Here is a 26,061-nt window from a genome sequence, read left to right on the forward strand (position 1 = left end):
AATTGATTAGGTGAAGCAATGAAGAAAACAATCATGGGTGCAATGGTGGCGTTAACCATGTTCAGTGGGCAGGCTCTAGCTGCGGGAGATGCTGCAGCAGGTCAAGCAAAGTCGGGAGTATGCGCGGCGTGTCATGGCGCTGATGGTATTGCTGTCATTCCGGGTTACCCAAATCTGAAAGGGCAAAATGAGCAATATATTATCAGTTCAATTAAAGCTTATAAAAATAAAGAGCGAACAGGTGGGCTTGCTGCTGTGATGCAAGCTCAAGCTTCATTGTTGTCTGATGAAGATATCGCTAACCTAGCGGCTTACTACGCAAGTTTGAAGTAAACGCGAGTCTGAAAAAGCTTGGACGATTGGGCATTGAGCAGTCCTCATTGGGTTTTATCAACTCACGATATTCGCTATGTTAATTTGCTCAGCCTGGATTTTCGCTGGTGGATCAGAGACAAACATTGAATGTTGCGAAACGCTAAACGATAATAAGCGCAATCGATTGAAGCTTAAGGGATGAACATGAAAAAAATTGAAGCGATTATCAAGCCATTTAAACTGGATGATGTTCGAGAAGCGCTAGCTGAAGTTGGCATTACAGGGATGACCGTCTCTGAAGTGAAAGGCTTTGGTCGCCAAAAAGGTCACACCGAGCTTTACCGTGGTGCAGAGTACATGGTGGACTTTCTACCTAAAGTGAAGCTCGAAATCGTTGTAACGGAAGATGTGGCTGATAAATGCGTAGAGACAATCATTGAAACCGCGCAAACTGGTAAGATTGGTGATGGTAAAATATTCGTCACTGATATTGAGCGTGTGGTTCGTATTCGTACTGGTGAAGAAGACGAAGACGCGATCTAAGGTTTCTTGTCACTTGTTTCGTATTTATTATGCTAAAAGGGAGCCAAGTGGCTCCTTTTTTGTTGTTTGCTTATTAGTGAAATCATTTAACCCGAGATTTGTTGTTCTAGATTTCGGGTGCCTACATTCAGGTTTGTCGTATGTTTAAGCGTTTTTTTCTGGCGTTAGCTTTTCTCGTAATGGCGGTATTGGTTGGCTTCCAGGTTATTTTCACCGTACCAGATCAGCCGCAAATTATTACTCAAACAGGTACCGAGCTGACACAAGATATCAGGTGCATCGAATTTAGCGATTCAAAAGCTCTCGATCATGACGGCAAAATCAATGTGCTTGTCTGGAATATCTACAAACAGAACCGGGCTAATTGGCAACGTGCACTCGATGAGTTTTCTGCTGATAAGCAGTTACTGTTATTGCAAGAAGCCAGCATGACACCATCATTTAAACAGTGGTTGGTGGATGGTCGCTGGGTTAGTAATCAAGTGAGTGCTTTTAAGGCGCTGGGTAGCGGTGCCGGTGTAATTAGTATTGCTCAAGGGCAACCAGAAAAAGCCTGCGCTTACACCTCTAAAGAGCCGTGGCTTCGCTTACCTAAGTCTGCATTATATAGCCAGTATCACTTGAGTAATGGCGAGAAACTCGCAGTGGTGAATGTACATGCAATTAACTTCACCGTGGGTACAAAAGAGTATGTATCTCAGTTAACGGCGGTTGAAATGCTTTTAAAGCATCATGTGGGGCCAATTCTATTTGCTGGAGACTTCAATAGCTGGAGTGAATCTCGCGTTAATGCGATGAGGCAGGCCTTAAAGGCTGCGGACTTACAAGAGGTGACGTTCTTGCCGGATCATCGAGTCCAATTTATAACAGGGTTACCACTGGACCATGTGTTTTACCGAGGTCTGACGCTTAAGTACGCAAAAGCGCCGCAGAGCGACGCTTCCGATCATAACCCATTGTTATTGTCATTTACGTTAAATAACTAGCTTAGGTTACCACAATATAAAGTGCCCAAATAACGTAGAAGAATACCCATGGCAGGCTTGCTATCACCAAAGCTTGGCCACGTTCAAACTCCGTCCACGTCAGTACAACGCCGTAGCCGAGCACAATGTACCAAGGCAGAAGCAAAGGTAACGAGCTAGCGAAATGAGACCATTCGTTAGTAAGAGGCAGCTTTAATAGACCATTGAGGCTATTTAAATCGGCAGCGTAAGTCATTACCTGACCATGCTTGAGTAGCAAGCTCGCGTAGCTTGCTACATCGCCCAATACTGCTGGGAATAAGATAGCACACGATGCGGCAAACCATTTCCAGTAACCGTATTGTTGTTTGCTTGCCTTTGTTGCAAGAAAGAACCAAAGCGCGAGCAATAGTAAGGTGGCAAAGCGGTTGAATACATCATTGATGATCGCGCTTGCCATTAGCGTGTTTGGTTCTAATAGCTCAATCTGCTTCGGGTCGATTTGCTGAAATTGCGCAGCAAGTTGGTCACTGAGCCACGTGAAATCGACATTCGAAAAGTAAGCACCCCAGAATAAAAACGGACTAAGCATCAGGAAGATGAACGGTTGCCATCCCCATCCACCGCGTTGATAAAGCGCAAGAAAACAAGATGTTGGAGAACGAAAAATGTCCAACAGCATCACAAGTGGATTGCTTGATGGGTTCATACACTTACCTTCGTTACGTCAACGTACAACTTAAGCTTTTGACCTGGTTGTAAGTATTTTTTCTTGTGTAGCGAGTTCCATTTCACGATGTCGTTCGTTTTTACTTTGAACTTGCTTGCAATGCCGCTAATGGTGTCGCCAGAGCGAACGTTGTAGAAAACGGTACGGATCACAGAACCTTTGTCTGAGTCTTTCCAAATCACTAGCTTTTGACCCACACGCAATGGATCTTTAGGGCCCATACCATTCCATTTAGCTAACGATTTATACGACACTTTATTGTTACGTGCGATTGACCACAAACTTTCTCCAGACTGAACGACATGGGTGAGCTTGAGTTGACCACGAGCACGAGATTGAGTCTTGTTTAATCGGTTTTGTGCCGTTAATGCATATTTTGCATCGTCTTTTGTTGATGTCGGAATCAATAGGTATTGACCAATACGAATGTTGTTATTCGATAGGCCGTTGGCACGTCGAATGACTTTCGTGGTTGTGCCGTATTTATTAGCTAGCACGCTTAAAGAGTCACCAGATTTCACCTTGTAGCGAGCGACCTTCATCCCTTTACCGCGATTTTTCTCCACCTTGGTGAGAAAAGTCTCTTTTTTCTCTACGGGAATCAAAAGTTGGTGCGGCCCCTCAGGCGCTGTCGACCACTGGTTGTATGCTGGGTTGTAACTCTGCAACTCTTTTACGCTAATGCCGGCATAATCTGCGGCAATAGCCATATCTAACTGCTCTTCTGGATCAACAAGCGTTAGAACAGGCTTGTTTGGAATTGCAGGAATATTAAGTCCGTACTTGTCTTGGTTTGCGATAACGTCAGCCAAGGCCAATAGCTTAGGAACGTAACTGCTGGTCTCTTTTGGTAAGTCTAATGAGAAGAAATCGATAGGTTTACCGAGCTTTTTATTCTTACGAATTGCGCTAGAAACTCGGCCTCCACCGCTGTTATAAGCGGCGATTGCATGTTCCCAGTTACCATCAAAACGCTCGTTTAGTTGTACTAGGTAGTCCAGCGCTGCATCCGTTGCTGCTGCCACATCTCTGCGACCGTCATACCAGTAGTTTTGCTCTAATCCCATCATTTTTCCGGTGCCTGGGACAAATTGCCACAACCCAGCCGCGCTACCATGTGAGTAGGCAAAGGCATCGAATGAACTTTCCACTACAGGAAGTAATGCAAGCTCCATTGGGAGTCCGCGCTCTTCGATACGTTTTGTGATCATGTATAGAAAAGGAGTCGCACGCTTAGATACCGTGTAAAGGTGATTTGGGTGCTTTAAATACCACGTACGGTAGTAGTCCACTTTCTTGTGGTTTGGGATATCCATGTCCAGCTGCATGGCGATACGTTGCCACACATCTTCTTGTTCTTGGGGGGAGAGAACTTTAGGCGCGTCGTTAGCGGATTTTTTTGCTAGTGACGATTTATTGCCCGGTTGAGCTTTTACTGCATTTTGCTTTGCAGTCTGCTCAGATTTATTGGTTTCTGGTGTAGAAGACGTTGAATCTGACTGAGTCAATTGACAGCCAGATAATAACAACGCCAACGCCCAAGTATACTTCAAACGCATGGATTCAGCCTATTTAGGGCCTGTTTATCTTCACCTGCCTGTCGCGCAACGTAATGTGCGTGGCAGTCGCAAGATAATAGACATCTTTTAAACACTAACTAATTTATAGAGGCAAAGAGCTTCTAATTATGCAATGGGGAGAAATTCAAATAGATTTATATCAACCCCAAACGTAAGAGAAGCGCCAGTGGCGCTTCTCGAAAAATCAGTCCCTGATAATACTGGGGTCTTGCAAACTTACAAGCAGAAAATGGTTAAAATTCGTTCTTCCACTCGCGTAAAGCAGTAAAAACCGAGCATGGATCGCTATTTTTAATGCGACTAGCAACAGATTGAACCACGTCAGGGTTAGAGGTTCGCAAGAACGGATTAATCCACTTTTCTTTGCGTATTGTTGTTGGAAGTGTCGGAATGTTGAGTGCTCGCAGTCGGTTTACATCGTCGCGATATTGGCGAAGTTGCTCATTGTCAGGTTCAACCGCTAGAGCAAACGCCACGTTACTCGCGGTGTATTCATGCGCGCAGAAGACTTGAGTTTCTTCTGGTAGAGACGTTAGTTTGCTCAGTGATTCAAACATTTGCTCAGGCGTACCTTCAAAAATACGACCGCAGCCAGCAGAAAAGAGCACATCACCGCAAAACAGTTTTCCGTCCCCAACGTAACCGATATGGCCCAAAGTATGGCCGGGTAACCCAAGTACTAAGAAAATCTCACCAAACAACTCCAGCTTGTCGCCTTCTTCCATTGGTGTCGTTAGGGTTGGAATTGGCTCTGATTTTGGGCCCACAACGGCGACGTCAGGAAATGCACGCACTAAGTCTGGAACGCCACCAATGTGATCGTTGTGGTGGTGCGTAATTAAAATCGCTTCTAAAGTTAATTCGTTAGCCTGCAGAAATTCTAATACTGGCTTCGCATCGCCCGGATCAACGACTGCGCAGCGCTTATCGCTATTTTGTATCAGCCAGATGTAATTATCATTAAATGCGGGTATGCTTTTGATCTCTAACACGATTCGTTCTCCGTCACCCATTTTAGTCAGGTGGTTAATGAAACCAGCACTCAGCAACAAAACTATACCACACCCGTCGACTTGGTCAGCAATGAACAACGGTCCGTGGGTGCTTGAGTCAATCCAGACCCGACTTGATGAATGGTGCCCGAAACTCTTCGGCTACCATATGCTCAAACTGGGCGGGTTGAGCTGTGAGCTAACCAGCTGTAATTGTAACATTCAACACCAAGTCAACGTAGATATCCAGAACCCGTTGCATAATGTGATTGCAGATGGTTACGAATTACCCTTTTTGGAAAAAAGCTTTGATGTTGTGATACTCGCTCATCAGCTCGACTATGCAAGCGATCCACACCGTTTGTTGCGTGAAGTCGATAGAGTGATGATGGATGATGGCTATGTAATTATTACTGGATTCAACCCATTAAGCTTGACTGGATTAGCGAGTTTGCTTCCATGGCGTAAACATAATTTGCCTTGGAGTGGACGAATGTTTACGTCGAACCGCATCAAAGATTGGTTAGGGTTACTTAATTATCAAGTGATTCATTGTGATCGTTATGCGCTGTTTCCGATGAAACGTTACCGTACGATGTGGACATGGTTGGAAAATAGTCTTGGTGATTGGGCATCACCCGCTGGGAGTTTGTATTACATAGTCGCGCGGAAACGGACATACCCTCTCAAGCCTATCAAACCGCATTGGCGCTTGAAGAAAAAGCTCACACCACTTGGGGTGATGAATCGAGAGGGTAACACTATGAGGAAAGAATCTCGCTAAGAGGGTTGGTAACCTGTATCTTCCTCAGTTGGGTTTTCTGCAGCAGTCCGGGCTAGCTCATCACACATTTCGTTCTCACGATGGCCCGCGTGGCCTTTTACCCAATGCCATTCAACTTGATGGCGTGCGGTTTCTTTGTCTAGAGCTTGCCATAAATCGGCATTCTTCACGGGTTTTTTATCCGCTGTTTTCCAACCACGCTTCTTCCAGTTATGGATCCACTGAGTAATACCTTGGCGCACATATTGGCTGTCAGTCGTTAAAGTGACTTTACAAGGTTGTTTTAACGTCTGTAGCGCGACGACAGCCGCCAACATTTCCATGCGGTTGTTGGTAGTTAACGTATAGCCTTTGGAAAGTGTCTTTTCTACGTCTTTGTAACGCAATACTATGCCGTAACCACCTGGTCCTGGGTTACCTAAACAAGAACCGTCAGTGAAAATCTCAACGTGTTTGGTCATATTTTTTGGTACTATTAGCCGAAACATTTAATAAAGCATAGTCTGACATACATAACCTTATGAATACCAGCAGCAATTCTGAATATAACCGCATTGTCGTTCTCGATACCGAAACCACAGGTATGAACCGCGAGGGTGGTCCTCACTACATGGGACACCGCATTATTGAAATCGGTGCCGTGGAGATCATCAACCGTAAGCTGACTGGTCGTCACTTCCACGTTTATTTAAAACCCGATCGTGAAATCCAACCAGAAGCGGTTGAAGTTCACGGTATTACGGATGAATTCTTGGTTGATAAACCGGAATACGCGAGCGTGCACCAAGAGTTTCTTGAGTTTATTAAAGGCGCAGAACTTGTTGCCCACAACGCGCCCTTCGATACCGGCTTTATGGATTACGAGTTTGGCATGCTCGATCCTAACATCGGCAAAACGGACGACTACTGCAAGGTGACCGATACCCTTGCTATGGCGAAGAAAATCTTCCCTGGTAAGCGAAACAACCTTGATATCTTATGTGAACGTTACGGTATTGATAACTCGCACCGTACACTCCACGGAGCTTTGCTCGATGCGGAGATTCTAGCCGACGTTTACCTCTTTATGACGGGTGGTCAAACGAGTCTAGAATTTAACGCGAATAAACAAGAGGGTGGGGTAGAAACCATTCGTCGTATTGAAGGAAGAAAAGCGCTAAAGGTTTTGCGCGCAAGTGCCGATGAACTAGAAGCTCACCAAAAAAGATTAGAGTTGGTGAACAACTGTATTTGGCATCAATAGGAGAAGCTATGTTGAGGGCTTTGTTGGTCGCGTTTTTAGCGATATGGAGTAGTCTCTCGAGTGCTGCGAGTGAATCTACAATGTCTTTGTTAGACAATCGCTTTCGAGTTGATCCAACCATCGAGCAGATCACGTTTTTGGTTTATCGTGAGCAAAGTTCTCAGCCAGTTGTTTTAGTCCGTCCTGACGGTAAAAAATACTATGCTTGGGGCTCTTACGACAATGTACGTTGGTATCAAGAAGCCTCACTCGATATTATTTCCGTTGATAACCCTATGCCAGGTCCATGGCAGGCTGTGGGGAAAGTTACGCCTAAAAATAACATCCGCTTAATTTCTCACCTAAAGCTCAGTACGGATCTGTTCCCAAACCGATTATATAATGGGGAAGCGCTTAAGTTTACAGCTCGCCTGACCTCCGACGGCAAACCTCTTGTACTGCGCGACTTCCTTGATCGCGTGAATCTGCGCGTGACATTTACCAAGTTTGTCGAAAATGAAGATGAGCTGATCAAAGAAGCACGTCCAGTGCCGATGGTTGTGGGTGAGTTTTCTGATGACGGCCGAGGCTTGGATGAAAAAGCAGGGGATGGAGTGTTCACGGTTCAGCTCCCAATAGACGTTGAGCCTGGTAAGTACCGTGCGCGCATCACGTCTGGCAATGGCGTATTCTTACGAGCGCAAGAGCAAGTCATCTTGGTTTATCCGAACCCAATCTCTCGTACTTTTATTCAGGCTCGTAATCCCGATAAGCCACACCAATTAGTGGTGAGTGGCGAGCAAGGTATGATTGCACCAGGCTCTATTGCAGTCACAGTGAAAAAGGACGCTCCCGATGGTTTCATTAGTTACAGCCAAGGACAGGTCTCTAAAGATGGAATGAGAGTTACGTTGAACCTCAATAACGATGCTGAGCTTGGTAAGTACGCATGGCGCGGCGAGATCTTTGCCACTGATTTTGCAACTCAGCGCTCGTTGGTGTTTCCTATCCCAGAGCAAACCTTCAGTGTTGTTGATGAAGTTGATCTAGAAGCTGCTCGAATTGCAAAAGAAGCTGAATTAGCCGAACAGCGCCGTATTGAAATGGAAAAGCAAATTATCGCTGAGCGAGAGGCTGAGCGTAAGCGCAGCATGATTATTATCGCGGTGGGTAATTTGATAATGCTGCTGATTGTGATCATTGCATGGATAGTCTGGCGCAAAATTAAAGCGAAGCGCGATGCCATGCCAGAGATGCAATTAGAAGTACCAAAGAAATAGTAGTAACACATAAAGCGAGAAACGGAGCCAATCGGCTCCGTTTTTTTATCAAGTTACCAAGTTGGAAGAAGAAAAATGGATAAATTATGAATATTTAAGTTTACTGTATTCAAATATATGTTTGGGATTTTATATAAATAATATATCATTTTTACTTTCTAAATTGGTTGCATTTTTAATGTGACTAACTTTCAAAACAATCAATTAAAGATAAAGAAATAATGAATAAAATTTTAGCTTTTTTTTGTGCAGTGATAATTGTAGGTTGTTCTTCTATTGATAATGGTGTTAATAATCCAGATTCGGGAAGTAATAATTTAAAATCACTTGATACCTTCACTTTCGATCCCTTAAGTAAAATCCAAAAAGTAGAAATACCAACTTATTATGATGGCTTGTTTGATACAGCAAGACCCTATTTAGATGAAAAGTACCCTTACACCTATGTCAGTAAACCTCAAGCATACATAATTGATGACGAGATTATTTCTTTTGCTCCTTGGTTTCCTGTCGAAGGAAGGTTTACGGTTTTTCCAACCGCTCACTATATAGTTATAACTCAAGAAACCGAGAGTGGCTTAGTCTCCGCACGATTTAATCATGAACAAGTAATTAAGCTGTTAAGTGAAGAGTATAAAATTACTGAGCATACAAGTCCGTTTTTTCATTATGTTCTAGAGGTTTCTCCAAGTGAACAAGCCAATTTTGTAGAAGATATCCATAAAAAATTGAGTAGACTTCCTTCAGAATAAGGATTGTTGGTTGAATTTTGGTCAATAAAGTCAGGGGTTCTGGCTTTATTGATTGCATGGAGTTCTATTTATATTGATTTGGGCTTTGTAATAGGTAGTACGCCATAATAACAAGAGCCGATCTTTTAGGGTTTCTGGATAAATATTCAGCTGTGCGTGATAAATAAGAATAAGTAAACGCGAGGTCTCTGATGAAATACAAAAAGCGTCAGAAGTATAAATACACTCTCCATTCTGAAGAAAAGATTGAGACTCACATTTCAGTGAGTAACGCGTATGACAGCCCTTTTCTTAGTTTGTCCAAACAAGGCGTGTTAACGATTAAAAAGGGCTATGCATGGGATGGAGCGAGTGGGCCAGCGTTAGACACAAAAAACATTATGAAAGCTTCTTTAGTGCATGATGCTCTTTACCAACTCATGAGGGAAGAGGTGTTGCCACAAAGTGCTCGAAAGCATGCGGATACGTTGTTGAGAGAAACATGTTTAGAAAAAGGAATGTCTAGCTTCAGAGCAACTTATATCTATTATGGCGTCAGAGTTGTCGGTGGCTTCTTTTCTAGACCTGATACTTTGTGTGCTTAATGGGAACATCTTTCCAACGTTTAACTGTTTATTTATACAGTTTAGTTATGTAAGCTCCAAGGTGATACAAAGGAGTAGTACATAATGACAATAAGATATGAAGAGCATGTGCCAAGCCCGAAAGAATACTGTGATATGCGTATAAAAGCCGGGCTATCACCTAAATCGTTGAAAGCTGCTGAAATTGGCCTACCCAATTCGTTATATGGCGTATCTGTTCGGGATGAAGGAAAGCTCATTGCAATGGGTCGGGTTGTTGGTGACGGGGCGTGTAACTTCGAAATTGTCGACGTTGCCGTTGATTCTGATTATCAAGGTAACGGTTTAGGTAGAAAAGTCATGGAATACATCGACGGTTATCTTTCTTCTGTTGCACTTGAAGGCTCTTACGTTTCTATGATTGCTGATGAACCGGTCTTTTACGAAAAGCTTGGTTATAGGCTGGTGGCTCCTAAAAGCCAAGGGATGACAAAAAAGTTTAAGCCAAAGGCATAACACGTATTCAGCTGTGAAGATAAGCACTAGAAAACAGGAGTTTAATTTCCTGTTTTCTATATTAAATTTCTATTTAAGCCACTTCTGGAATTGGTTTGGGTGGCTGCTCTAAATCAGGCTCTTTTTGAACAGTAGGAATTTGTCCCTCACCCACAGCACTGATGTAACAGCCACTAAGTTTAATGGCAAGGTACATATCAGCTCGCAGTAAGATGCCTCCTTCACTGGTGCTGATACCAGTAAGCTCACACCATTGACGAAGACGTCGTTTCCTTCCTGCGAGGATTAAGCGTACACCTCTCTTTTTCAAAGTATTGTGAATATCTGCCAGTGTTGCCATCACACTGAGATCCAAGTGAGTAAAGCTCGATACGGCGTCGATGACAACGCAACTTGCGTCTTTGTGATGCTCTGCCTGCTCTAACACTCTACGTTTAAAGTAAGGAGCATTGAAGTAAGTTAGCGGTGAGTTAAAGCGGTAAATCACCATTCCAGGAATAGGCGAAGCTTTTCCTGAGTCGTCGATGGTCCGAATGGTACCTTTTTCATCCAAGCCAAGTAGCTGATCACTCGGTCGCATGACAATCCGTAAAAATTGAAACAGCCCTAGCAATACCGCCAAAGTGATCCCCGGTATTACACCCACGATCAACACAGAAATAAAAGTAATGATGGCCAGATAAAATGCATCTTTGTCACGAGATTTTAATTTCCAAATTGCTTTAAGATCGAGCAGCGATAGGGACGCAATGATCAATACAACACCAAGTGAAGCGATAGGGATGAACTGCAAAGGCTCGTAAATAAATACCGCAATAATGGCAATGGTGATTGCGGCGACAATCGAAACTAATTGAGATTTACCGCCATTTGCATCATTGACGGCTGTGCGTGAGTCAGCGCCGCTTATTGCGAAACCTTGTGAAAACGCTGAGGCAATGTTGGCAAAACCCAACGCCTGAAACTCTTTATTTGCATCAATATCATAACCGTTTTTAGCCGCGAAACTGCGGGCGGTGAGCATCATGCTAACAAAACTGACAATCGCAAGGTTGAGCGCCGGGACCACTAGTTCACGGACTTCACCTAGCTCAAACTCCGGTGTTTGAAACTGAGGGAAGCCACCTTGTGTGAGTCCGACAACCGATACGCCCATCTCTTGTAAATGGAAAAACCAAACTGACGCAGTAGTTACGAGGATCGCCAGCATGGCAGCAGGCCAAGTTGGTCGGTAGCGTTTGGTGAGCAAATAAACGACAACCGTCACGATACTCAGAGTTACAGTAGGCCAATGAAGATCGGTTAATCGTTGTGGAGCTTCCCATAAACGTTCCAGTAAATAACGTTGCTCGTATTTCAAACCGACTACTTTCGCAAACTGACCAACGATAATTGTGAGAGCAACACCGTTGAGTAGACCCAAAAGAATCGGACGAGAAAGGAAATCTGCAAACACTCCTAGCTTGAAACGACTTGCCAGTACACACCAAATTCCCGTCATCGCTGTCATGGTCATAACCAACTGCCAATGTTTTGTGGGGTCACCTGCGGCAAGTGGTGTCACAACAGCTGCGATCACTGCACAGGTTGCTGCATCGGGTCCGACAATGAGTTGCCGAGATGTGCCCATCATGGCGTAAACCAACATTGGCAGTACACACGAATACAGACCGACAATTGCGGATACACCAGTTAACTGTGCATAAGCTATGGCAACTGGCAGTGCAACCGCGACAACAGAAAAGGCGGCTCTAAAGTCGTTAACAAACCATTCTTTTTGATAATGCTTAAGCTGAACAAGCCCTGGGAACCACTGTGCGAGTAATATTTTAGCCAACGGATTTACCATATATGTGAGTGAGTTACTTAAAGTATACACCGCTTAGTTGGAACGTCTGTGAGTTAGTTATCACTGGAAATCGGGGAAAAGATTGGAGTGCGAGGATTTTATTGCGCAGGGGGGCTTTGTAGTGTGAGGTGTTATGAATCCGATTCTGGAAGCAATAAAAAACGGGAGCTGATACTCCCGTTTGTGGTCTCAGATTCTAGAGTTACGCGACACTATCCATCTGAGGGTATAGCGGCTTTGCGGCAAGCAGTTCCGGCTCAAAATCGTCAACGTTGATTGTATCTAGACGATGCTGTTCCGCTTCTCTGAGTAGATCGGCTTCTTCTTGCGTGATAAAGTCTTGCTCTAGCCCTTCCTGAGCAATCATATCCAAACGTAAGAATGGGCGACGCTTACCTTGCGCTTTACATACTTTGTCAAACACAGGTTCAGCTTGAAGAATGACTGACAGCGCAAGCTCAATCTTACCTGCTGCGTTGTGCTCGGTTGGTTCAAGGTATTGACCGCGACCAATGCGTGAGCGCGTTGCACTTGGCGTTTGTAGAATGCGCGCCACTTTACTGTCTAGTTTATCGCTTGGCGCTTTGCGTACACGACCGAATGGCATGATTAACACGCGCAGTGCACGACCAATCACTTTGTTCGGGAAGTTTGCTAAGAATTCGTCTACCGCCACTTCCGCTTGTTTCAAACTGTCTTGTAGACCCCAGTGTACTAATGGTAAATCTTCGACTGGGCGTCCATCTTGCTCAAAACGTTTCAACGTCGCAGAGCTTAAATATAGCTGGCTTAGAATGTCACCAAGACGCGCTGATAGACGCTCTTTACGCTTCAAAGAGCCACCTAGCACTGCCATCGAGATATCCGATAGTAAGGCAAGGTTTGCACTGTAGCGGTTCAATTGTTGGTAGTAACGCTTGGTTGCATCTTTGGTTGGCGATGAAGAGCCCAGACCGTCGCTCAAACCAAACCATATACTGCGCACTAGGTTACTCATTGTAAAGCTCACGTGACCAGCAAGCGCTTTATCAAATTTCTCGACAGCATTACTTGCTTCAGAATACGCCGCGTTCATTTCTTCAAGAACGTACGGATGGCAACGGATTGCGCCTTGGCCAAAGATGATCATTGAGCGTGTTAGAATGTTAGCACCCTCAACCGTTACTGCGATTGGCGCACCTTGGTAACCACGAGCTAGGAAGTTAGAAGGTCCCATACAGATACCTTTACCGCCTACGATGTCCATTGCATCGATGATGCTTTGCTGGCCGCGGTGCGTACAGTGATACTTCACGATAGCTGAGATAACTGAAGGTTTTTCACCTAAGTCGATACCCGCAACGGTTAAGTTGCTTGCTGCATCCATCACGTAAGCATTACCACCCAAGCGTGCTAATGGTTCTTCAACTCCTTCCATATGGCCGATCGGCTGTTTGAACTGACGGCGAATACGTGAGTAAGCACCGGTTGCCATTGCCGCAGTTTTGATGCCACCTGTTGAGTTTGAAGGTAGCGTGATACCACGTCCAACCGACAGACACTCAACCAGCATACGCCAACCTTGGCCCGCCATTTTTTCACCACCGATAATGAAATCGATAGGAACAAAGATGTCTTTACCGCGCGTTGGACCATTTTGGAATGGTACATTGAGCGGGAAGTGTCGGTTACCAATCTCAACACCTTTGACATCAGTTGGGATAAGCGCACAAGTGATGCCAAGATCTTCTTTGTCGCCTAGCAAACCTTCAGGATCGCGAAGTTTAAATGCTAAGCCTAGTACCGTTGCGACTGGCGCTAGGGTGATGTAGCGCTTGTTCCAAGTCAGGCGCATACCCAGTACTTCTTTTCCTTCCCATTCGCCTTTACAGACCACACCGTAATCTGGAATAGAGCCTGCGTCAGAACCCGCTTCTGGACTTGTTAGGGCGAAACAAGGGATTTCCTTACCTTCAGCTAGACGCGGTAAGTAATGATTTTTTTGATCTTCAGTACCGTAGTGTTGCAGTAGCTCACCTGGGCCCAAAGAGTTAGGAACACCAACGGTAGACGATAGAACGCCAGAAACACCCGTTAGTTTTTGTAGTACTAGTGATTGCGCGTATGCTGAGAATTCCAGACCACCGTACTTTTTCTTAATGATCATGGCGAAGAACTTATGATCTTTCAGGTATTGCCAAACTTCTGGCGGTAAGTCCGCGAGTTCATGGGTCACTTGGAAATCACTCACCATGGCGCACACTTCATTCACAGGGCCGTCTAAAAAGGCTTGTTCTTCCGCACTTAACTTAGGTGCTTGAATCGCGTGTAGCTTTTGCCACTCTGGTTTGCCTTTAAACAGTTCGGCTTCCCACCAGACGGTACCTGCGTCTAACGCTTCTTTTTCGGTTTGAGACATAGCTGGCAGCACTTTCTTGAAAAGCACTAACGCTTTGCGGCTAATTAAAGACTGACGTACGCCAGGAACCGCGAGCACAGCTGCGGCGAGAACGTAAATAGCCCAACCAATAACGCCGACAGTTCCTGCTACTGTAAGAGCCAGCATGGCCGCGGTGAGTAAGCTAATAGATTTCACGAGAGACATGCGGTGGTAGAGCGTAATGCCTAGCACGATCGCCATCGTGATGATTGAGAGCAAGATGTCCATATATATTTTCCTTTTCAGACTTTATAAGTTTTGTACGTCTGTATGTTAGGTAAGAGGTCTAACCAGTTGGTTTAAGTGTAATCAAAATATTAAGGAAATGTAAAACATAAGATTGGATAAAAAGTGATCTAAGTAGAGTTAAAATTCTAAAGTTGAGATTTGAGTGATGGTTTCATGAGCAAGTTGACAAGTTTATTACCATCACTAATCTAAATCTGTTGGTTCACTATCGACACTAATTCTCGTTTGTGGGTAAACTCAGAGTAATCAAACCCGAGTTCAGGTTTATGAAATGTCCGATACCAAATTGGTATCAGAACAATTTGCTCAGTGAGTCAAGAGCTGACTGAAGCCGAAATAATAAAGAGAACGTCTTATGTACCATGATCTGATTAGAAGTGAATTAAACGAAGCTGCTGAAGTGCTCAACAAATTTTTAAGCGATGACCATAACATTGCGCAAATCGAAGCAGCGGCGAAAATGATTGCTGACTCATTCAAACAAGATGGTAAAGTATTGTCATGTGGTAACGGTGGTTCTCACTGTGATTCAATGCACTTTGCCGAAGAGCTAACAGGCCGTTACCGAGAAAATCGTCCTGGCTATGCTGGTATTGCTATTTCAGATCCAAGCCACCTTTCTTGTGTGAGTAATGACTTTGGTTATGACTTCGTGTTTTCACGTTATGTAGAAGCGGTTGGTCGAAAAGGTGACGTACTGTTTGGTCTGTCGACTTCAGGTAACTCAGGTAACATCCTGAAAGCGATTGAAGCAGCACAAGCGAAAGGCATGAAGACGATTGCGCTAACAGGTAAAGATGGCGGCAAAATGGCAGGCCTTGCAGATATTGAAATCCGCGTGCCACACTTTGGTTATGCAGACCGCATTCAGGAAATTCATATTAAGATTATTCATATCATCATTCAGTTGATCGAAAAAGAGATGGAATAATCGTTTACGGCCACCGTTTCGAGCTGTGTTGTTAGGGAGTTTTTTAAACCATGTGTGAATTGCTCGGTATGAGCGCTAATGTTCCAACGGATATTTGTTTCAGTTTTACTGGGCTCATGCAGCGTGGAGGCCGAACCGGCCCACACCGTGACGGATGGGGGATCACCTTCTACGAAGGGAAGGGCTTTCGAACCTTCAAAGATCCCAAGCCAAGTTGTGAGTCTAAAATAGCAGAGTTGGTACAAAATTATCCCATCAAAAGTCGTGCGGTCGTTAGTCATATCCGACAGGCGAATCGTGGTGGTGTTAATTTAGAAAATACTCATCCCTTTACACGTGAGCTGTGGGGTAGGTATTGGACGTTTGCGCATAACGGTCAGCTCTCTGGCTATCAAGACTTGCATACAGGTCGACATCGACCTGTCGGTGAAACAGATAGTGAACTGGCATTTTGCTGGTTATTGAAGCAAATGGAAGATCGATATCCTGAGCCACCAAAGGATATGGAGTCGGTATTCTTATATGTTGCTAAATGTTGTGATGAGCTAAGAGAGAAGGGTGTATTTAACATGCTTCTGAGTGATGGTGAGTATGTAATGACGTATTGCACCAATCATTTGTATTGGATCACAAGACGCGCACCGTTTGGAAAAGCCGCGTTGCTTGATGAAGATGTGGAAATTAACTTCCAAGAAGAAACAACGCCACACGACATCGTTTCTGTGATTGCAACTCAACCTTTGACGGGCAACGAAGCTTGGCAGCGTATGAAACCTGGCGAATACGGCTTGTTTCACCTAGGTGAACTAGTCAAAAATAATGCCTCTGAACTGGTAAATGTGCCGTTTGCGGCGGCTAAGCCGGGCAATCAAGCGCCAACCGAACCGTTAGAGTGATGGTCTCTTACTCTGAATATAAAAATAAAGCTCGCTTAATCGCGAGCTTTATTTTTATGCGTTTTAAACCGAGGGCGGATACGGATGAGCATTCTTACTTTCTAGAGTGCTGGTAGTAGAGTCCTAGTCTCGCTAAGGCTTGCTGTAAAGACGTAACTGATAGAAATTTCTCATAAAACACCTCGTCAGTCTGAACGGTGAAGAACGAACCAGATTCAGAATCTACTTTCCGAGTGTTATGTTACTCAAGTGGTTATGGGATTTTTTAGAATGTTGGGTTTTAGGTTTCTAGTCTCACTACGGCTTTCTTGAATCAAGTTTATAAGTATTAAAACAACCAAGAGCAGCCCTCAGGCTGCTCTTTTGTGCTTGGAGTTTATTATTCAGGGCTACTCATCTGAGGCGTACCCATGTACGCCAAGCTCTGCGCCATCTAAATAGGCTTTACCATCCTTCATGATCAACCGCTCGTCTACCAGCCACTTAGCCACCATAGGGTAGATTCGGTGCTCCTGCGCCTGAACACGTGCCGCAAGTACACTAGCATCATCGTCTTCGAACACAGGAACTTTTGCTTGCAGTATGACAGGGCCACCATCAAGCTCTTCCGTTACAAAGTGCACACTCGTACCATGTTCTTTATCGCCAGCATCAATTGCTCTCTGGTGTGTGTGTAGCCCAGGATATTTTGGTAGAAGAGAAGGGTGGATATTGATCATCTTACCCATGTAATGAGAAACAAATGCGCTGCTCAGAATGCGCATGTAACCAGCAAGAATAATCACGTCTGGTTGGTATTCATCTATTTGACTCATTAGCTCTGCATCAAAGCTTTCACGCGAGCTGAATGCTTTAGGGTCGACAAGGTGACCGTCCACATCAAACTTTTTTGCACGTTCTAAACCAAAAGCATCTGCTTTGTTAGAGAACACGGCTGCCACTCGTGCGTTTGGCATGCTGTCTTCGCAAGCTTCCAAGATAGCTTGCAGGTTACTTCCGTTACCCGAGATGAGGACCACAATGTTTTTTAGGGTATGGTTTTTCATGATGTCGAGAGCGCCTTGGTATTGTAGGTTGGAGTTATGTAGCTTCTAAACTACCTACTAATAGAATGGTTTTTAGTGTTCTAGATAGCAAAATGAGGACCTAGTCATCTAGTGTCCTCATTCTTCTTATCTTTTGAGCTCGATTTGCAAATTATTGGATTTCAACTTGCTCTTCGTTCGCGTCTGCTTGTGCGATTTGACCAATCACCCACGCGTTTTCGCCTTCTTCTTTAAGAAGAGCAACTGCTGCATCTGCCTGGTCTTTCGGTAGTGCGACGATTAGACCTACACCACAGTTGAATGTGCGGTACATTTCGTGTGTGTCGACGTTGCCTTTCTCTTGTAGCCACTTGAAGATAACTGGCCATTCCCAACTGTTACCATCGATAACTGCTTTCGTGCCTTCAGGCAGTACGCGTGGGATGTTTTCCCAGAAACCACCACCAGTGATATGAGAAATCGCATGGATGTCGTGTTTCTCAATCATCTTAAGTGCTGACTTGATGTAAATTTTTGTTGGTTCTAGTAGGTGCTCACCAATAGTGCGGCCTGCTAGCTCTTCGCTCTTATCTGCACCAGATACTTCTAGGATCTTACGGATAAGGGAGTAACCGTTTGAGTGTGGGCCGCTTGAACCAACAGCGATAAGTGCATCACCAGCAGCGACTTTCGTGCCGTCAATCACGTCTTCTTTTTCTACTACGCCAACACAGAAACCAGCTACGTCGTAGTCTTCGCCTTCATACATGCCAGGCATCTCCGCAGTTTCGCCACCAATTAGGGCACAACCTGCTTGAACACACCCTTCTGCGATACCTGAAACAACATCCGCTGCGGTATCAACGTCTAGTTTGCCTGTTGCGTAGTAATCTAGGAAAAACAGTGGCTCTGCGCCTTGCACGATAAGATCATTTACACACATTGCCACTAGGTCGATGCCAATCGTGTCGTGCTTGTTCATATCCAGTGCTAGGCGAAGTTTTGTGCCAACGCCATCAGTACCAGAAACCAGTACAGGTTGTTTGTATTTAGTTGGCAATTCGCATAGCGCGCCAAAACCACCGATACCACCCATAACTTCAGGGCGACGAGTACGTTTTACCGCACCCTTAATACGATCCACAAGCGCGTTGCCTGCATCAATATCTACACCAGCGTCTTTATAGCTAAGAGAAGAGTTGTTACCACTCACAGGGAAGTCCTCGGTATTAAGTTGGATATGAAAACGGCGCTATTCTAACAGTGCTTAAACATAGATAGCAAACGTTTGCGTCTGTTTTTTTCTTTAGTGATTTATCCTGATATCCCTGTGAAAATCATGTATAATCTGAAGGTTTGTTTAAATATTGCCAACTATAGCCGGAGATGGACATGAAAGTTGTTGAAGTAAAGCACCCTCTAGTAAAACATAAAATTGGTCTAATGAGAGAAGGTGACATCAGCACAAAACGTTTTCGTGAGTTAGCGACTGAGGTCGGTAGCCTACTTACTTACGAAGCAACGTCAGACTTTGAAACAGAAAAAGTGACCATTGATGGTTGGAACGGTCCGGTAGAAGTAGACCAGATTAAAGGTAAAAAAGTAACCGTAGTGCCAATCCTACGTGCAGGTCTAGGCATGATGGATGGAGTTCTTGAGCACATGCCAAGCGCACGTATCAGTGTTGTGGGTATTTACCGTGATGAAGAAACGCTTGAGCCAGTTCCTTACTTCAACAAGCTTGCTTCAAACATCGAGGAGCGTATTGCGCTTGTTGTTGACCCAATGCTTGCAACAGGTGGTTCTATGATTGCTACTATCGATCTCCTAAAAGAGAAAGGTTGTAACCAAATCAAAGTGCTGGTACTTGTTGCTGCACCAGAAGGTATTGAAGCGCTAGAAAAAGCACACCCAGATGTTGAGCTATACACTGCGGCAATCGATGAGAAGCTTAATGACAAAGGCTACATCGTTCCGGGTCTAGGCGATGCAGGTGATAAGATCTTCGGTACTAAGTAATTCTTTGATGTATTACTATGACTGAACAGAAAAAGGCTTGGTGAAAACCAAGCCTTTTTTGTATCTACAAGAGGAGAAAAGTAAGACACGCCACCTAATAAAGCGGCGCAGACGTACTATTTCGCGCTTTCTTCTTCCATTTGTGCGTTATCTACAACGTGGTTTTCACCTAAATCGTTTGGTAGCACAAGGTTAAGAATAATTGCCACGATACCGCATAGGCTCACACCCTGTAGACTGAACTCACCAATACCGAAGGCCATACCACCAATGCCAAACACAAGGGTTACGGCAACAATCACTAGATTACGAGACTTATGTAAATCAACGTTATTCTTGATCAGTGTGTTGAGGCCTACCGTTGCGATAGAGCCGAACAGCAGAATCATGATGCCGCCCATGACAGGAACTGGAATCGTTTGAAGAACCGCACCTAGCTTACCTACCAATGCAAGTACGATTGCGGTGATTGCTGCCCAAGTCATGATCACAGGGTTAAATGCTTTGGTTAGCATTACCGCTCCTGTTACTTCACTGTAAGTGGTGTTTGGTGGAGCACCCACCATCGAAGCTGCGATAGTTGCCACCCCGTCACCTGCGATTGTGCGATGAAGGCCTGGTTTTTTCAGGTAGTTTTTACCTGTAACGTTTGAGATAGCAAGCATGTCACCTACGTGCTCAACCGCAGGTGCGATAGCGACAGGAATCATGAACAAAATTGCGTTGATATTGAACTCTGGCGCGGTGAAGTTTGGCATGGCTAGCCAAGCCGCTTGTTCTACGGGAGTGAAATCAACCACCCCGTAGAATAGAGAAACAGAGTAACCAGCAAGAATACCACCAACAATAGGAACGAGCTTCAAAAAGCCTTTTGCAAAAACGCTGAGTACAATGGTTGTGAGCAGTGAGACCGCCGAGATAATGATCGCAGCATCACCATTAACTAGCTGTGCAGCTCCATCACCAGTTTTACCTACCGCCATGTTCACTGCTGTTGGGGCAAGGCCAAGGCCGATAACCATGATCACAGGGCCAACGACAACGGGCGGGAGAATTTTATGGATAAATCCAACACCACGCACTTTGATCATCGCCCCTAGAGCCACATAAACTAAGCCAGCTGCCATCAAGCCGCCCATCGTTGCACCGATACCCCAAGTTTGGATACCGAACATAATAGGAGCAATAAACGCAAAAGAAGAGGCAAGGAAGATGGGAACAGAACGTTTAGTCATTAATTGGAAGAGGAGGGTACCGACACCGGCACCAAAGAGGGCTACGTTTGGATCAAGGCCAGTTAGGAGCGGCACAAGCACCAAAGCACCAAAAGCGACAAAGAGCATTTGAGCGCCTTGTAACGCGTTTTTCATAATAATTCCCTATTTTCAAGATACGCAGACAAATCCGGCGAATACTATCATCCTGCAATCGTTTGCAATGTTGCATAGATCAAACTTTCGATTGAATTTTTCCCATAAATAGCACTTTTGAGAGTTGCTTGCTTGCAAATTGTCCTCTTTTACGTGTCTTGCGTGAAGATGAAAAATGGACAGCCTAACTTGTTGAGATAGCTTAATAAGCAATGAGTTTATTATAAAAAATAGCACTGAAGTGCTGGTTGAGGCCCGAGTTAACAAAGCTGGTCATAATACAGACAATTTACTCAGTACTTACCTTGCTCAAGATTTGATAGTTGCTTATTATTCGGGTTCTTGTTCAGAGGATTATAAAAACTATGCGCTATTTAGCTCTCTTACTGATAGGTTGGTTGTCCCTACCAGTATATGCATTAACTCAGGTGGATATCTATCGTGCCGAAGTGGTTATCGACAGTGAGCAGAACGACGGTGAGTCTTTGGCTCGTCAACAAGGTATGCAGGATGTGATTGTTCGAGCGACCGGTTCTCAATCCTCTTTAAGCAATCCAGTGATTAAAAAGGCACTTAGCTCAAGTGCGCGTTACATTTCTCAACTAAGCTATGGGCAGGTTGATGGAAAAGCGAGCTTAAAAATGTTGTTTAACAACGACCAAATCAGCTCTCTTTTAACACAAGCACAATTGCCATCTTGGTCGCCAAATCGTGCCAATATTTTAGTTTGGATGGTTGAAGAACAGGGTTACGATCGTAACATTGCGTGGGAACATTCTGAATCTTCAAATGTTGCAGCACTTCGTAGCGCAGCGAAATTAAGAGGCCTACCAATCACTATCCCGGTTGGGGATTTTGATGATGTAACCGGTGTTAATGTCTCTGATCTTTGGGGCGGCTTTATTGAGCCAATTGGTCAAGCCAGCCAGCGCTACCCAGCTGACGCCGTTTTGGTTGTACGGGCTCAAGGTGAACAAATTCGTTGGACACTCTACGACCAGTCGCCAACGAGAATTGTAGAAGCGCAACGTTCTCCGCGTAGCGAGTCTGCATCAGGTGCTAATGCTATTGCAGAAATGGTGGATGGCATCGCAGACTACTATGCAAGTAAGAGTGCAGTTGTGGTTTCAGGAAAGTCTTCAAAAGCGCTAGCAGTGAAAGTCCTTAATGTAACCTCTGCCACGGACTTCTTCCGTTTAGAGAATGCGCTAAAACAACTTAATTCGGTTGCGGGTACAGAGATTAAGCGTGTTCAAGGGGACGAGTTAACGCTCAACATCCACCTTTTGGCATCACAACAAGCTTTTGAGAAAGAAGCTTCTTCTATTTCTCAATTAATGGTTTTTGAAGATCCTTTAGGTGAAGTTGATGCCCCAGCTTCAACTCAAGAAGAAGAGCCATTGGTTCAGAGTAATGAAGCAAAAGACGCCGCGACGCCAAAAGAAGCGCAGCCTGAAGTACCAGTAAATGTTGTGGCAGAAGCAAGTGACGAAACACAACCAACTCAGCCGATGATTGTGGAGCCTGTCCGAGAACAGTATGACTTGATCTACGAGTGGCGCTCGGCATCGTAATCTCCTTGGTAGCGTTCCAGGCGTGAAACGCAAGGATCAAACACCAATGTGGTAAGCATAAAAAAGAGTCGCAATAGCGACTCTTTTTGTTTTCTAAATTCGTATTCGAACCAATGATCAGTGATTGACTGCGATTGGCGTTATTTATTGAATTTCGCTTTTTCTTCTTTTTCTACTTGAGAGAGGCGTTTCAACTTAAGGCCTAGCTCTTTGCCTCTCGCTCTAGCAAACAAAATATTGCCAGCGAAACCGAGTGAAGTCAGTATCAGTTCCACTGCCGCAAGCCAGCGTTCACCCCCATCCACATAAAGGATGGTCAGCGCATGCAAGAAATACAGCATAAGAACAAAGTTAGCCCAAGCATGAGTGTAAGGCTTACCAGCTAAAATACCAGGCAACGGAAGTAGTAGCGGAATACACCAAGCAATAGCAAGTGTTGTGCTGCTGAGGTGAGGGTGAGGGGATAACGCAAGCTGCCAAATAGCGACCCAGGCTAATAAGGCTAAGTTGCCAAATAAAGCCAGGTAACGATAGGTTTTAGCCTGTGTACCGAGTGGTGTTTGGTCTAAAGAGTCAGACATCGATTAACTATCCTTGATTTTACTAACAGACTTTTAGTTTTAACGCTGCAGTTGCCAGCCTTTTGCCTAATTGTTGTGCCAGGCGAATCTCTTCACTGCTTAGGGTTGCCTCATGGCCTACACTGCTGGCGCCATACGGAGTGCCTCCGGACTGCGTAGTGTGTAACTCTGGCTCGGAATAAGGAATGCCCAAAACCATCATCCCGTGATGCAATAAAGGGGTCATCATGCTTTGTAACGTTGTTTCTTGACCACCATGCATCGAGGACGAAGAGGTAAAGACACAAGCAGGCTTATCGATTAAGTCACCACTGACCCATAAAGATGTAGTCTGATCCCAGAAGTGCTTTAAAGGCGCAGCCATGTTGCCAAACCAGACGGGACTGCCAAACGCTAGACCGTCGCACGTTTTTAGTTCCTCTAGAGTAACAATTGGATCAGAAGGGGAGTGTGAGTGAGGTGACAATTCTTCAACTGTACGCAAAATTGCTTGGCATTGAGGAGTCGATTCGACTCCTCTTGCTATTTGTCTTGCCAGTTGTTTTGTCGAGCCATGACGGCTGAAATACAAAATAAGGATCTGGCAATCCATTTATAAAATATCCAACACTTGCTCTGGTGGGCGACCAATTTTTGCTTTGCCGTTAGCAACGACAACCGGACGCTCAAACAACTTTGGATTTTTCGCCATTGCTTCGAATAATTGCTCATCGCTGACGGAGTCTTCGCCTAAGCCAAGCTCTTTATATTCACTTTCTTTAGTGCGCATCATTTCACGTACAGATGAAAAGCCAAGCTGGGCGTACAGCGCTTTTAGTTCATCCACGTTAAGTGGTGTGTCTAGGTATTTGACGACTTCCGGTGTAACACCATTTTGCTCAAGCAGTTCAAGTGTTTGACGGCTCTTTGAGCAACGAGGGTTGTGATAAATCACGACTGACATGGTTTTCTCCATTTCGTTATTGTAATGCCATGAATCGATCTCTTTGGATCATGAGTTGGTCGATACGGGCATCGTATCGCGCTTGCTCTAAGCTGCCCAACTTGGCCATTTTACTTGCTTCACTATAATATTGAATCGCTTTATTCCAATTTGCTCGCAATGCCAAAATTTCTGCTCGAGCAGCCAACTCTTCATCGCTACGCCCCAGCGCGTGGTAGCTCTTCGATATTAGGTGCCAGCCATTTGTATCTTCAGGATAGTCATGAGTGTATCTTTGAAGAACTCGCGTGGCTTGATCGTTTTTATTGTCCTCAAGTAGCGCATTGGCGTAGTTAATGGTCAATACTTTATTTTGAGGGTTACGAGATAACGCTTTGCGGAGCATCTCGGTTGCTTTTTCTGGCTGCTTCTTCTCGATGTATAAATCCGTCATAGCGTCCAAGTAAAACGGGTTACTTGGGTCTTGTTCCAGTAACTTTTTCAAAATTGGTTCCGCTTGAGATAAGCGTTTATTGTCTAAATGCACGAGTGCTCGACCATAATCAAAAGCAGGTGTAATGTCCGCAGAGGCTTTCTTTTGGGTTCTCTCAAACCAGCTCAGGGCGGCTTGTCCATCAATGCCAGCGTAACGAGCCACAATGCGCGCGCGAGCTAGATGATAGTCTATTGAAGGCACAACACGCATTGGAGGATAGGTTCTTGCTCGCGCACGGCTATCGGTAATTCGATCTTCAGGCAAAGGGTGAGTCAGGAGCATTGGTGGCGGTTTACTCGCATAACGATACTCATCAGCAAGACGGCCAAAAAACCTTGGCATTGCTTGAACATCAAAGCCGGCTTTTGCTAGTGTCGAAATACCAAAGCGATCCGCTTCTTTTTCGTTTGCACGAGTGTAGTTGATTTGACTTTGCATGTTGCCCGCGGTTGCTGCTGTAATTGCAGCCATCCCCGCTTCGGGTGAGGCAATTGAAAGTAGTAGTGCCCCCGCAAGTGCGGCTAATGTGGCCGGAGAGCGACGCGCTTGTTCTTCCATACTCCGAGCAAGGTGACGTTGTGTGACGTGCGCTATCTCGTGAGCGACAACAGAGGCCAGCTCACTTTCTGAACGAGCATGAAGAAACAACCCAGAATGCAGCGCTACATAGCCACCAAAAAACGCGAATGCGTTGATATTACGGTCGCGAATCATAAAGAAGTGGAACGGCGTTTTTACATCATTCGCATTGGCCACTAATTTGTGCCCAAGAGAGTCAATATATTCATTGATGACAGGGTCATTAACGATAGGTTTACTGGCTCTGAGCATACGCATATAGGCGTCGCCATAAATCAACTCTTGGTCTATTGAAAGCGTGCCACCAGCAGCTGTGCCAATGTCTGGCAAGTCAATGCTATTGGCATAAGTTGTCGGCGAACTGATGGCAGCAGCAAGACATAAGCAAACTAGCGAGCGAGTGCGTTTTAACATACGTTTACAAGGTTCTCCAAAATACATAAGCATGTGGTTACAGGTCGAGAGCCTATTAACAGCGCCACATACGTTTTGGTTATCCGTGAGGATATAAGCTAACAGTAAGACCGGAAATAAATGAATTGGTTTCGTAAATTATTTTATATCCGAGCTATTTCAGCATGTGGTTAAATCATGTCAGAAGTGCTAGCACCAGCTCAAAAAGCCGTTACAATACAACCCTATCATAAGTGCAGAGCAATACAATGGAATCCATGTTACTTGATTTGCGTGAGCAACGTTGTCCTATGGCACTGTTACTTGCAAAGCGTCATGCTGCTGAGGTCTTTCAAGGAGAAGCAAAGCAGTATCATCAACTTGTCATTCAAGTGGTGGACAACAGCTCTAAACGAGACATTGTGAACTATCTTAGTGCCCAAGGGTACTCAGTTGATTGCCAATCTACATCAGAGCACTACACATTGACTGTCTTCAATAAGGAATCCGCATAAG

27 protein-coding genes are annotated in these 26,061 nt (G+C 44.8%); 14 read left to right on the top strand and 13 right to left on the bottom strand.

Annotated elements, in window-relative coordinates:
- The first annotated feature begins 18 nt into the window (after positions 1-18).
- The 3 genes from R7F67_RS06270 to R7F67_RS06280 all read left to right on the top strand — a co-directional run bounded on the left by R7F67_RS06270 (position 19) and on the right by R7F67_RS06280 (position 1,844).
- Positions 19-333, top strand: a complete 315-nt coding sequence (locus R7F67_RS06270) for a c-type cytochrome (RefSeq protein WP_017636043.1) — start codon at positions 19-21, stop codon at positions 331-333.
- Between the two features lie 186 nt (positions 334-519).
- Positions 520-858 carry a nitrogen regulatory protein P-II gene (gene glnB, locus R7F67_RS06275; protein WP_005380372.1) on the top strand — a complete coding sequence of 113 codons (339 nt, stop codon included), beginning with the start codon at positions 520-522 and terminating at the stop codon, positions 856-858.
- 140 nt (positions 859-998) lie between these two features.
- Positions 999-1,844, top strand: coding sequence for an endonuclease/exonuclease/phosphatase family protein (locus R7F67_RS06280; RefSeq protein ID WP_017636044.1), 846 nt, complete (start codon positions 999-1,001; stop codon positions 1,842-1,844).
- A 1-nt stretch (position 1,845) separates the two neighbouring features.
- On the opposite strand, the gene R7F67_RS06285 is transcribed toward R7F67_RS06280, so the two are convergent.
- From R7F67_RS06285 to gloB, 3 genes are all read right to left on the bottom strand, one after another.
- Positions 1,846-2,532, bottom strand: coding sequence for a YIP1 family protein (locus R7F67_RS06285; protein WP_005380375.1), 687 nt, complete (start codon positions 2,530-2,532; stop codon positions 1,846-1,848).
- Positions 2,529-4,112 carry a LysM peptidoglycan-binding domain-containing protein gene (locus R7F67_RS06290; protein ID WP_258475953.1) on the bottom strand — a complete coding sequence of 528 codons (1,584 nt, stop codon included), beginning with the start codon at positions 4,110-4,112 and terminating at the stop codon, positions 2,529-2,531. The genes R7F67_RS06285 and R7F67_RS06290 overlap by 4 nt, the downstream gene beginning before the upstream one ends.
- 254 nt (positions 4,113-4,366) lie before the next feature.
- Positions 4,367-5,125, bottom strand: coding sequence for a hydroxyacylglutathione hydrolase (gene gloB, locus R7F67_RS06295; RefSeq protein ID WP_017636045.1), 759 nt, complete (start codon positions 5,123-5,125; stop codon positions 4,367-4,369).
- A 37-nt stretch (positions 5,126-5,162) separates the two neighbouring features.
- On the opposite strand from gloB, the gene R7F67_RS06300 reads away from it, so the two are divergent.
- The gene (locus R7F67_RS06300; RefSeq protein ID WP_017636046.1) at positions 5,163-5,909 is read left to right on the top strand and encodes a class I SAM-dependent methyltransferase; all 747 of its coding nucleotides are present in this window, start codon (positions 5,163-5,165) and stop codon (positions 5,907-5,909) included.
- Here the strand turns inward: R7F67_RS06300 and rnhA are convergent.
- Positions 5,906-6,370 carry a ribonuclease HI gene (rnhA, locus tag R7F67_RS06305; RefSeq protein ID WP_005380384.1) on the bottom strand — a complete coding sequence of 155 codons (465 nt, stop codon included), beginning with the start codon at positions 6,368-6,370 and terminating at the stop codon, positions 5,906-5,908. The genes R7F67_RS06300 and rnhA overlap by 4 nt on opposite strands.
- A 59-nt stretch (positions 6,371-6,429) precedes the next feature.
- On the opposite strand from rnhA, the gene dnaQ reads away from it, so the two are divergent.
- The 5 genes from dnaQ to R7F67_RS06330 all read left to right on the top strand — a co-directional run bounded on the left by dnaQ (position 6,430) and on the right by R7F67_RS06330 (position 10,242).
- Entirely contained in the window at positions 6,430-7,152 is a 723-nt protein-coding gene (gene dnaQ, locus R7F67_RS06310; protein WP_017636047.1) for a DNA polymerase III subunit epsilon, read from the top strand.
- Between the two features lie 8 nt (positions 7,153-7,160).
- Positions 7,161-8,411: a TIGR03503 family protein gene (locus R7F67_RS06315; protein WP_025768253.1), complete on the top strand. Its 1,251-nt coding sequence runs from the start codon at positions 7,161-7,163 to the stop codon at positions 8,409-8,411.
- 221 nt (positions 8,412-8,632) lie between these two features.
- Positions 8,633-9,163: a hypothetical protein gene (locus tag R7F67_RS06320; protein ID WP_005380387.1), complete on the top strand. Its 531-nt coding sequence runs from the start codon at positions 8,633-8,635 to the stop codon at positions 9,161-9,163.
- A 191-nt stretch (positions 9,164-9,354) separates the two neighbouring features.
- Positions 9,355-9,747 carry a DUF1353 domain-containing protein gene (locus R7F67_RS06325; RefSeq protein WP_017633769.1) on the top strand — a complete coding sequence of 131 codons (393 nt, stop codon included), beginning with the start codon at positions 9,355-9,357 and terminating at the stop codon, positions 9,745-9,747.
- 84 nt (positions 9,748-9,831) lie between these two features.
- The gene (locus R7F67_RS06330; protein ID WP_005391824.1) at positions 9,832-10,242 is read left to right on the top strand and encodes a GNAT family N-acetyltransferase; all 411 of its coding nucleotides are present in this window, start codon (positions 9,832-9,834) and stop codon (positions 10,240-10,242) included.
- 73 nt (positions 10,243-10,315) lie between these two features.
- Here R7F67_RS06330 and R7F67_RS06335 read toward each other — a convergent pair whose 3' ends face one another.
- Positions 10,316-12,091 carry a SulP family inorganic anion transporter gene (locus R7F67_RS06335; RefSeq protein WP_005380390.1) on the bottom strand — a complete coding sequence of 592 codons (1,776 nt, stop codon included), beginning with the start codon at positions 12,089-12,091 and terminating at the stop codon, positions 10,316-10,318.
- A 202-nt stretch (positions 12,092-12,293) separates the two neighbouring features.
- Positions 12,294-14,738, bottom strand: coding sequence for an acyl-CoA dehydrogenase FadE (gene fadE, locus R7F67_RS06340; RefSeq protein WP_258647303.1), 2,445 nt, complete (start codon positions 14,736-14,738; stop codon positions 12,294-12,296).
- A 376-nt stretch (positions 14,739-15,114) separates the two neighbouring features.
- On the opposite strand from fadE, the gene lpcA reads away from it, so the two are divergent.
- Positions 15,115-15,690 carry a D-sedoheptulose 7-phosphate isomerase gene (gene lpcA, locus R7F67_RS06345; protein ID WP_005380392.1) on the top strand — a complete coding sequence of 192 codons (576 nt, stop codon included), beginning with the start codon at positions 15,115-15,117 and terminating at the stop codon, positions 15,688-15,690.
- Positions 15,691-15,740: 50 nt separating this feature from the next.
- Complete coding sequence (locus tag R7F67_RS06350; RefSeq protein ID WP_005380394.1) at positions 15,741-16,586, top strand: class II glutamine amidotransferase; 846 nt, start codon at positions 15,741-15,743, stop codon at positions 16,584-16,586.
- Positions 16,587-16,975: 389 nt separating this feature from the next.
- Here R7F67_RS06350 and purN read toward each other — a convergent pair whose 3' ends face one another.
- Together purN and purM are read right to left on the bottom strand one after the other, a co-directional pair.
- On the bottom strand, positions 16,976-17,632 hold the full coding sequence (purN, locus tag R7F67_RS06355; RefSeq protein ID WP_318057107.1) for a phosphoribosylglycinamide formyltransferase: 657 nt from the start codon (positions 17,630-17,632) through the stop codon (positions 16,976-16,978).
- A 151-nt stretch (positions 17,633-17,783) separates the two neighbouring features.
- Complete coding sequence (gene purM / locus R7F67_RS06360; RefSeq protein ID WP_005389861.1) at positions 17,784-18,824, bottom strand: phosphoribosylformylglycinamidine cyclo-ligase; 1,041 nt, start codon at positions 18,822-18,824, stop codon at positions 17,784-17,786.
- Positions 18,825-19,003: 179 nt separating this feature from the next.
- On the opposite strand from purM, the gene upp reads away from it, so the two are divergent.
- Positions 19,004-19,630 carry a uracil phosphoribosyltransferase gene (gene upp / locus R7F67_RS06365; protein ID WP_005380401.1) on the top strand — a complete coding sequence of 209 codons (627 nt, stop codon included), beginning with the start codon at positions 19,004-19,006 and terminating at the stop codon, positions 19,628-19,630.
- Between the two features lie 116 nt (positions 19,631-19,746).
- On the opposite strand, the gene R7F67_RS06370 is transcribed toward upp, so the two are convergent.
- The gene (locus R7F67_RS06370; protein ID WP_005389855.1) at positions 19,747-21,000 is read right to left on the bottom strand and encodes a uracil-xanthine permease family protein; all 1,254 of its coding nucleotides are present in this window, start codon (positions 20,998-21,000) and stop codon (positions 19,747-19,749) included.
- A gap of 365 nt (positions 21,001-21,365) precedes the next feature.
- Here R7F67_RS06370 and R7F67_RS06375 point away from each other — a divergent pair, with 365 nt between their 5' ends.
- A complete protein-coding gene (locus R7F67_RS06375) occupies positions 21,366-22,574 on the top strand; it encodes a DUF2066 domain-containing protein (protein WP_054577598.1) in 1,209 nt (402 codons plus the stop codon).
- A 140-nt stretch (positions 22,575-22,714) separates the two neighbouring features.
- On the opposite strand, the gene R7F67_RS06380 is transcribed toward R7F67_RS06375, so the two are convergent.
- From R7F67_RS06380 to R7F67_RS06395, 4 genes are read right to left on the bottom strand one after another with little or no spacing between them, the layout of a single operon-like run.
- Positions 22,715-23,155, bottom strand: a complete 441-nt coding sequence (locus R7F67_RS06380) for a DUF2069 domain-containing protein (RefSeq protein WP_005380407.1) — start codon at positions 23,153-23,155, stop codon at positions 22,715-22,717.
- A gap of 22 nt (positions 23,156-23,177) precedes the next feature.
- Positions 23,178-23,747 (bottom strand): NAD(P)H:quinone oxidoreductase, encoded by a 570-nt coding sequence (gene wrbA, locus R7F67_RS06385; protein WP_005380409.1) that lies wholly within the window; start codon positions 23,745-23,747, stop codon positions 23,178-23,180.
- Complete coding sequence (gene arsC / locus R7F67_RS06390; protein ID WP_005380410.1) at positions 23,748-24,098, bottom strand: arsenate reductase (glutaredoxin); 351 nt, start codon at positions 24,096-24,098, stop codon at positions 23,748-23,750.
- A gap of 16 nt (positions 24,099-24,114) precedes the next feature.
- Positions 24,115-25,566 carry a tetratricopeptide repeat protein gene (locus R7F67_RS06395; RefSeq protein ID WP_005394337.1) on the bottom strand — a complete coding sequence of 484 codons (1,452 nt, stop codon included), beginning with the start codon at positions 25,564-25,566 and terminating at the stop codon, positions 24,115-24,117.
- Positions 25,567-25,823: 257 nt separating this feature from the next.
- On the opposite strand from R7F67_RS06395, the gene R7F67_RS06400 reads away from it, so the two are divergent.
- Positions 25,824-26,060: a sulfurtransferase TusA family protein gene (locus R7F67_RS06400; RefSeq protein ID WP_005380414.1), complete on the top strand. Its 237-nt coding sequence runs from the start codon at positions 25,824-25,826 to the stop codon at positions 26,058-26,060.
- Position 26,061 lies beyond the last annotated feature (1 nt).

This window comes from Vibrio sp. YT-17, from assembly GCF_033337375.1.
Taxonomy (GTDB): domain Bacteria; phylum Pseudomonadota; class Gammaproteobacteria; order Enterobacterales; family Vibrionaceae; genus Vibrio; species Vibrio alginolyticus.

Excerpts from the sequence above, each read along its gene's own strand:
- R7F67_RS06270 (WP_017636043.1), top strand. The coding sequence starts at position 19 with ATGAAGAAAACAATCATGGGTGCAATGGTGGCGTTAACCATGTTCAGT.
- glnB (WP_005380372.1), top strand. The coding sequence starts at position 520 with ATGAAAAAAATTGAAGCGATTATCAAGCCATTTAAACTGGATGATGTT.
- R7F67_RS06280 (WP_017636044.1), top strand. The coding sequence starts at position 999 with ATGTTTAAGCGTTTTTTTCTGGCGTTAGCTTTTCTCGTAATGGCGGTA.
- R7F67_RS06285 (WP_005380375.1), bottom strand. The coding sequence starts at position 2,532 with ATGAACCCATCAAGCAATCCACTTGTGATGCTGTTGGACATTTTTCGT.
- R7F67_RS06290 (WP_258475953.1), bottom strand. The coding sequence starts at position 4,112 with ATGCGTTTGAAGTATACTTGGGCGTTGGCGTTGTTATTATCTGGCTGT.
- R7F67_RS06300 (WP_017636046.1), top strand. The coding sequence starts at position 5,163 with ATGAAACCAGCACTCAGCAACAAAACTATACCACACCCGTCGACTTGG.
- rnhA (WP_005380384.1), bottom strand. The coding sequence starts at position 6,370 with ATGACCAAACACGTTGAGATTTTCACTGACGGTTCTTGTTTAGGTAAC.
- dnaQ (WP_017636047.1), top strand. The coding sequence starts at position 6,430 with ATGAATACCAGCAGCAATTCTGAATATAACCGCATTGTCGTTCTCGAT.
- R7F67_RS06315 (WP_025768253.1), top strand. The coding sequence starts at position 7,161 with ATGTTGAGGGCTTTGTTGGTCGCGTTTTTAGCGATATGGAGTAGTCTC.
- R7F67_RS06320 (WP_005380387.1), top strand. The coding sequence starts at position 8,633 with ATGAATAAAATTTTAGCTTTTTTTTGTGCAGTGATAATTGTAGGTTGT.
- R7F67_RS06325 (WP_017633769.1), top strand. The coding sequence starts at position 9,355 with ATGAAATACAAAAAGCGTCAGAAGTATAAATACACTCTCCATTCTGAA.
- R7F67_RS06330 (WP_005391824.1), top strand. The coding sequence starts at position 9,832 with ATGACAATAAGATATGAAGAGCATGTGCCAAGCCCGAAAGAATACTGT.
- R7F67_RS06335 (WP_005380390.1), bottom strand. The coding sequence starts at position 12,091 with ATGGTAAATCCGTTGGCTAAAATATTACTCGCACAGTGGTTCCCAGGG.
- fadE (WP_258647303.1), bottom strand. The coding sequence starts at position 14,738 with ATGGACATCTTGCTCTCAATCATCACGATGGCGATCGTGCTAGGCATT.
- lpcA (WP_005380392.1), top strand. The coding sequence starts at position 15,115 with ATGTACCATGATCTGATTAGAAGTGAATTAAACGAAGCTGCTGAAGTG.
- R7F67_RS06350 (WP_005380394.1), top strand. The coding sequence starts at position 15,741 with ATGTGTGAATTGCTCGGTATGAGCGCTAATGTTCCAACGGATATTTGT.
- purN (WP_318057107.1), bottom strand. The coding sequence starts at position 17,632 with ATGAAAAACCATACCCTAAAAAACATTGTGGTCCTCATCTCGGGTAAC.
- upp (WP_005380401.1), top strand. The coding sequence starts at position 19,004 with ATGAAAGTTGTTGAAGTAAAGCACCCTCTAGTAAAACATAAAATTGGT.
- R7F67_RS06370 (WP_005389855.1), bottom strand. The coding sequence starts at position 21,000 with ATGAAAAACGCGTTACAAGGCGCTCAAATGCTCTTTGTCGCTTTTGGT.
- R7F67_RS06375 (WP_054577598.1), top strand. The coding sequence starts at position 21,366 with ATGCGCTATTTAGCTCTCTTACTGATAGGTTGGTTGTCCCTACCAGTA.
- R7F67_RS06380 (WP_005380407.1), bottom strand. The coding sequence starts at position 23,155 with ATGTCTGACTCTTTAGACCAAACACCACTCGGTACACAGGCTAAAACC.
- wrbA (WP_005380409.1), bottom strand. The coding sequence starts at position 23,747 with ATGGATTGCCAGATCCTTATTTTGTATTTCAGCCGTCATGGCTCGACA.
- arsC (WP_005380410.1), bottom strand. The coding sequence starts at position 24,098 with ATGTCAGTCGTGATTTATCACAACCCTCGTTGCTCAAAGAGCCGTCAA.
- R7F67_RS06395 (WP_005394337.1), bottom strand. The coding sequence starts at position 25,566 with ATGTTAAAACGCACTCGCTCGCTAGTTTGCTTATGTCTTGCTGCTGCC.
- R7F67_RS06400 (WP_005380414.1), top strand. The coding sequence starts at position 25,824 with ATGTTACTTGATTTGCGTGAGCAACGTTGTCCTATGGCACTGTTACTT.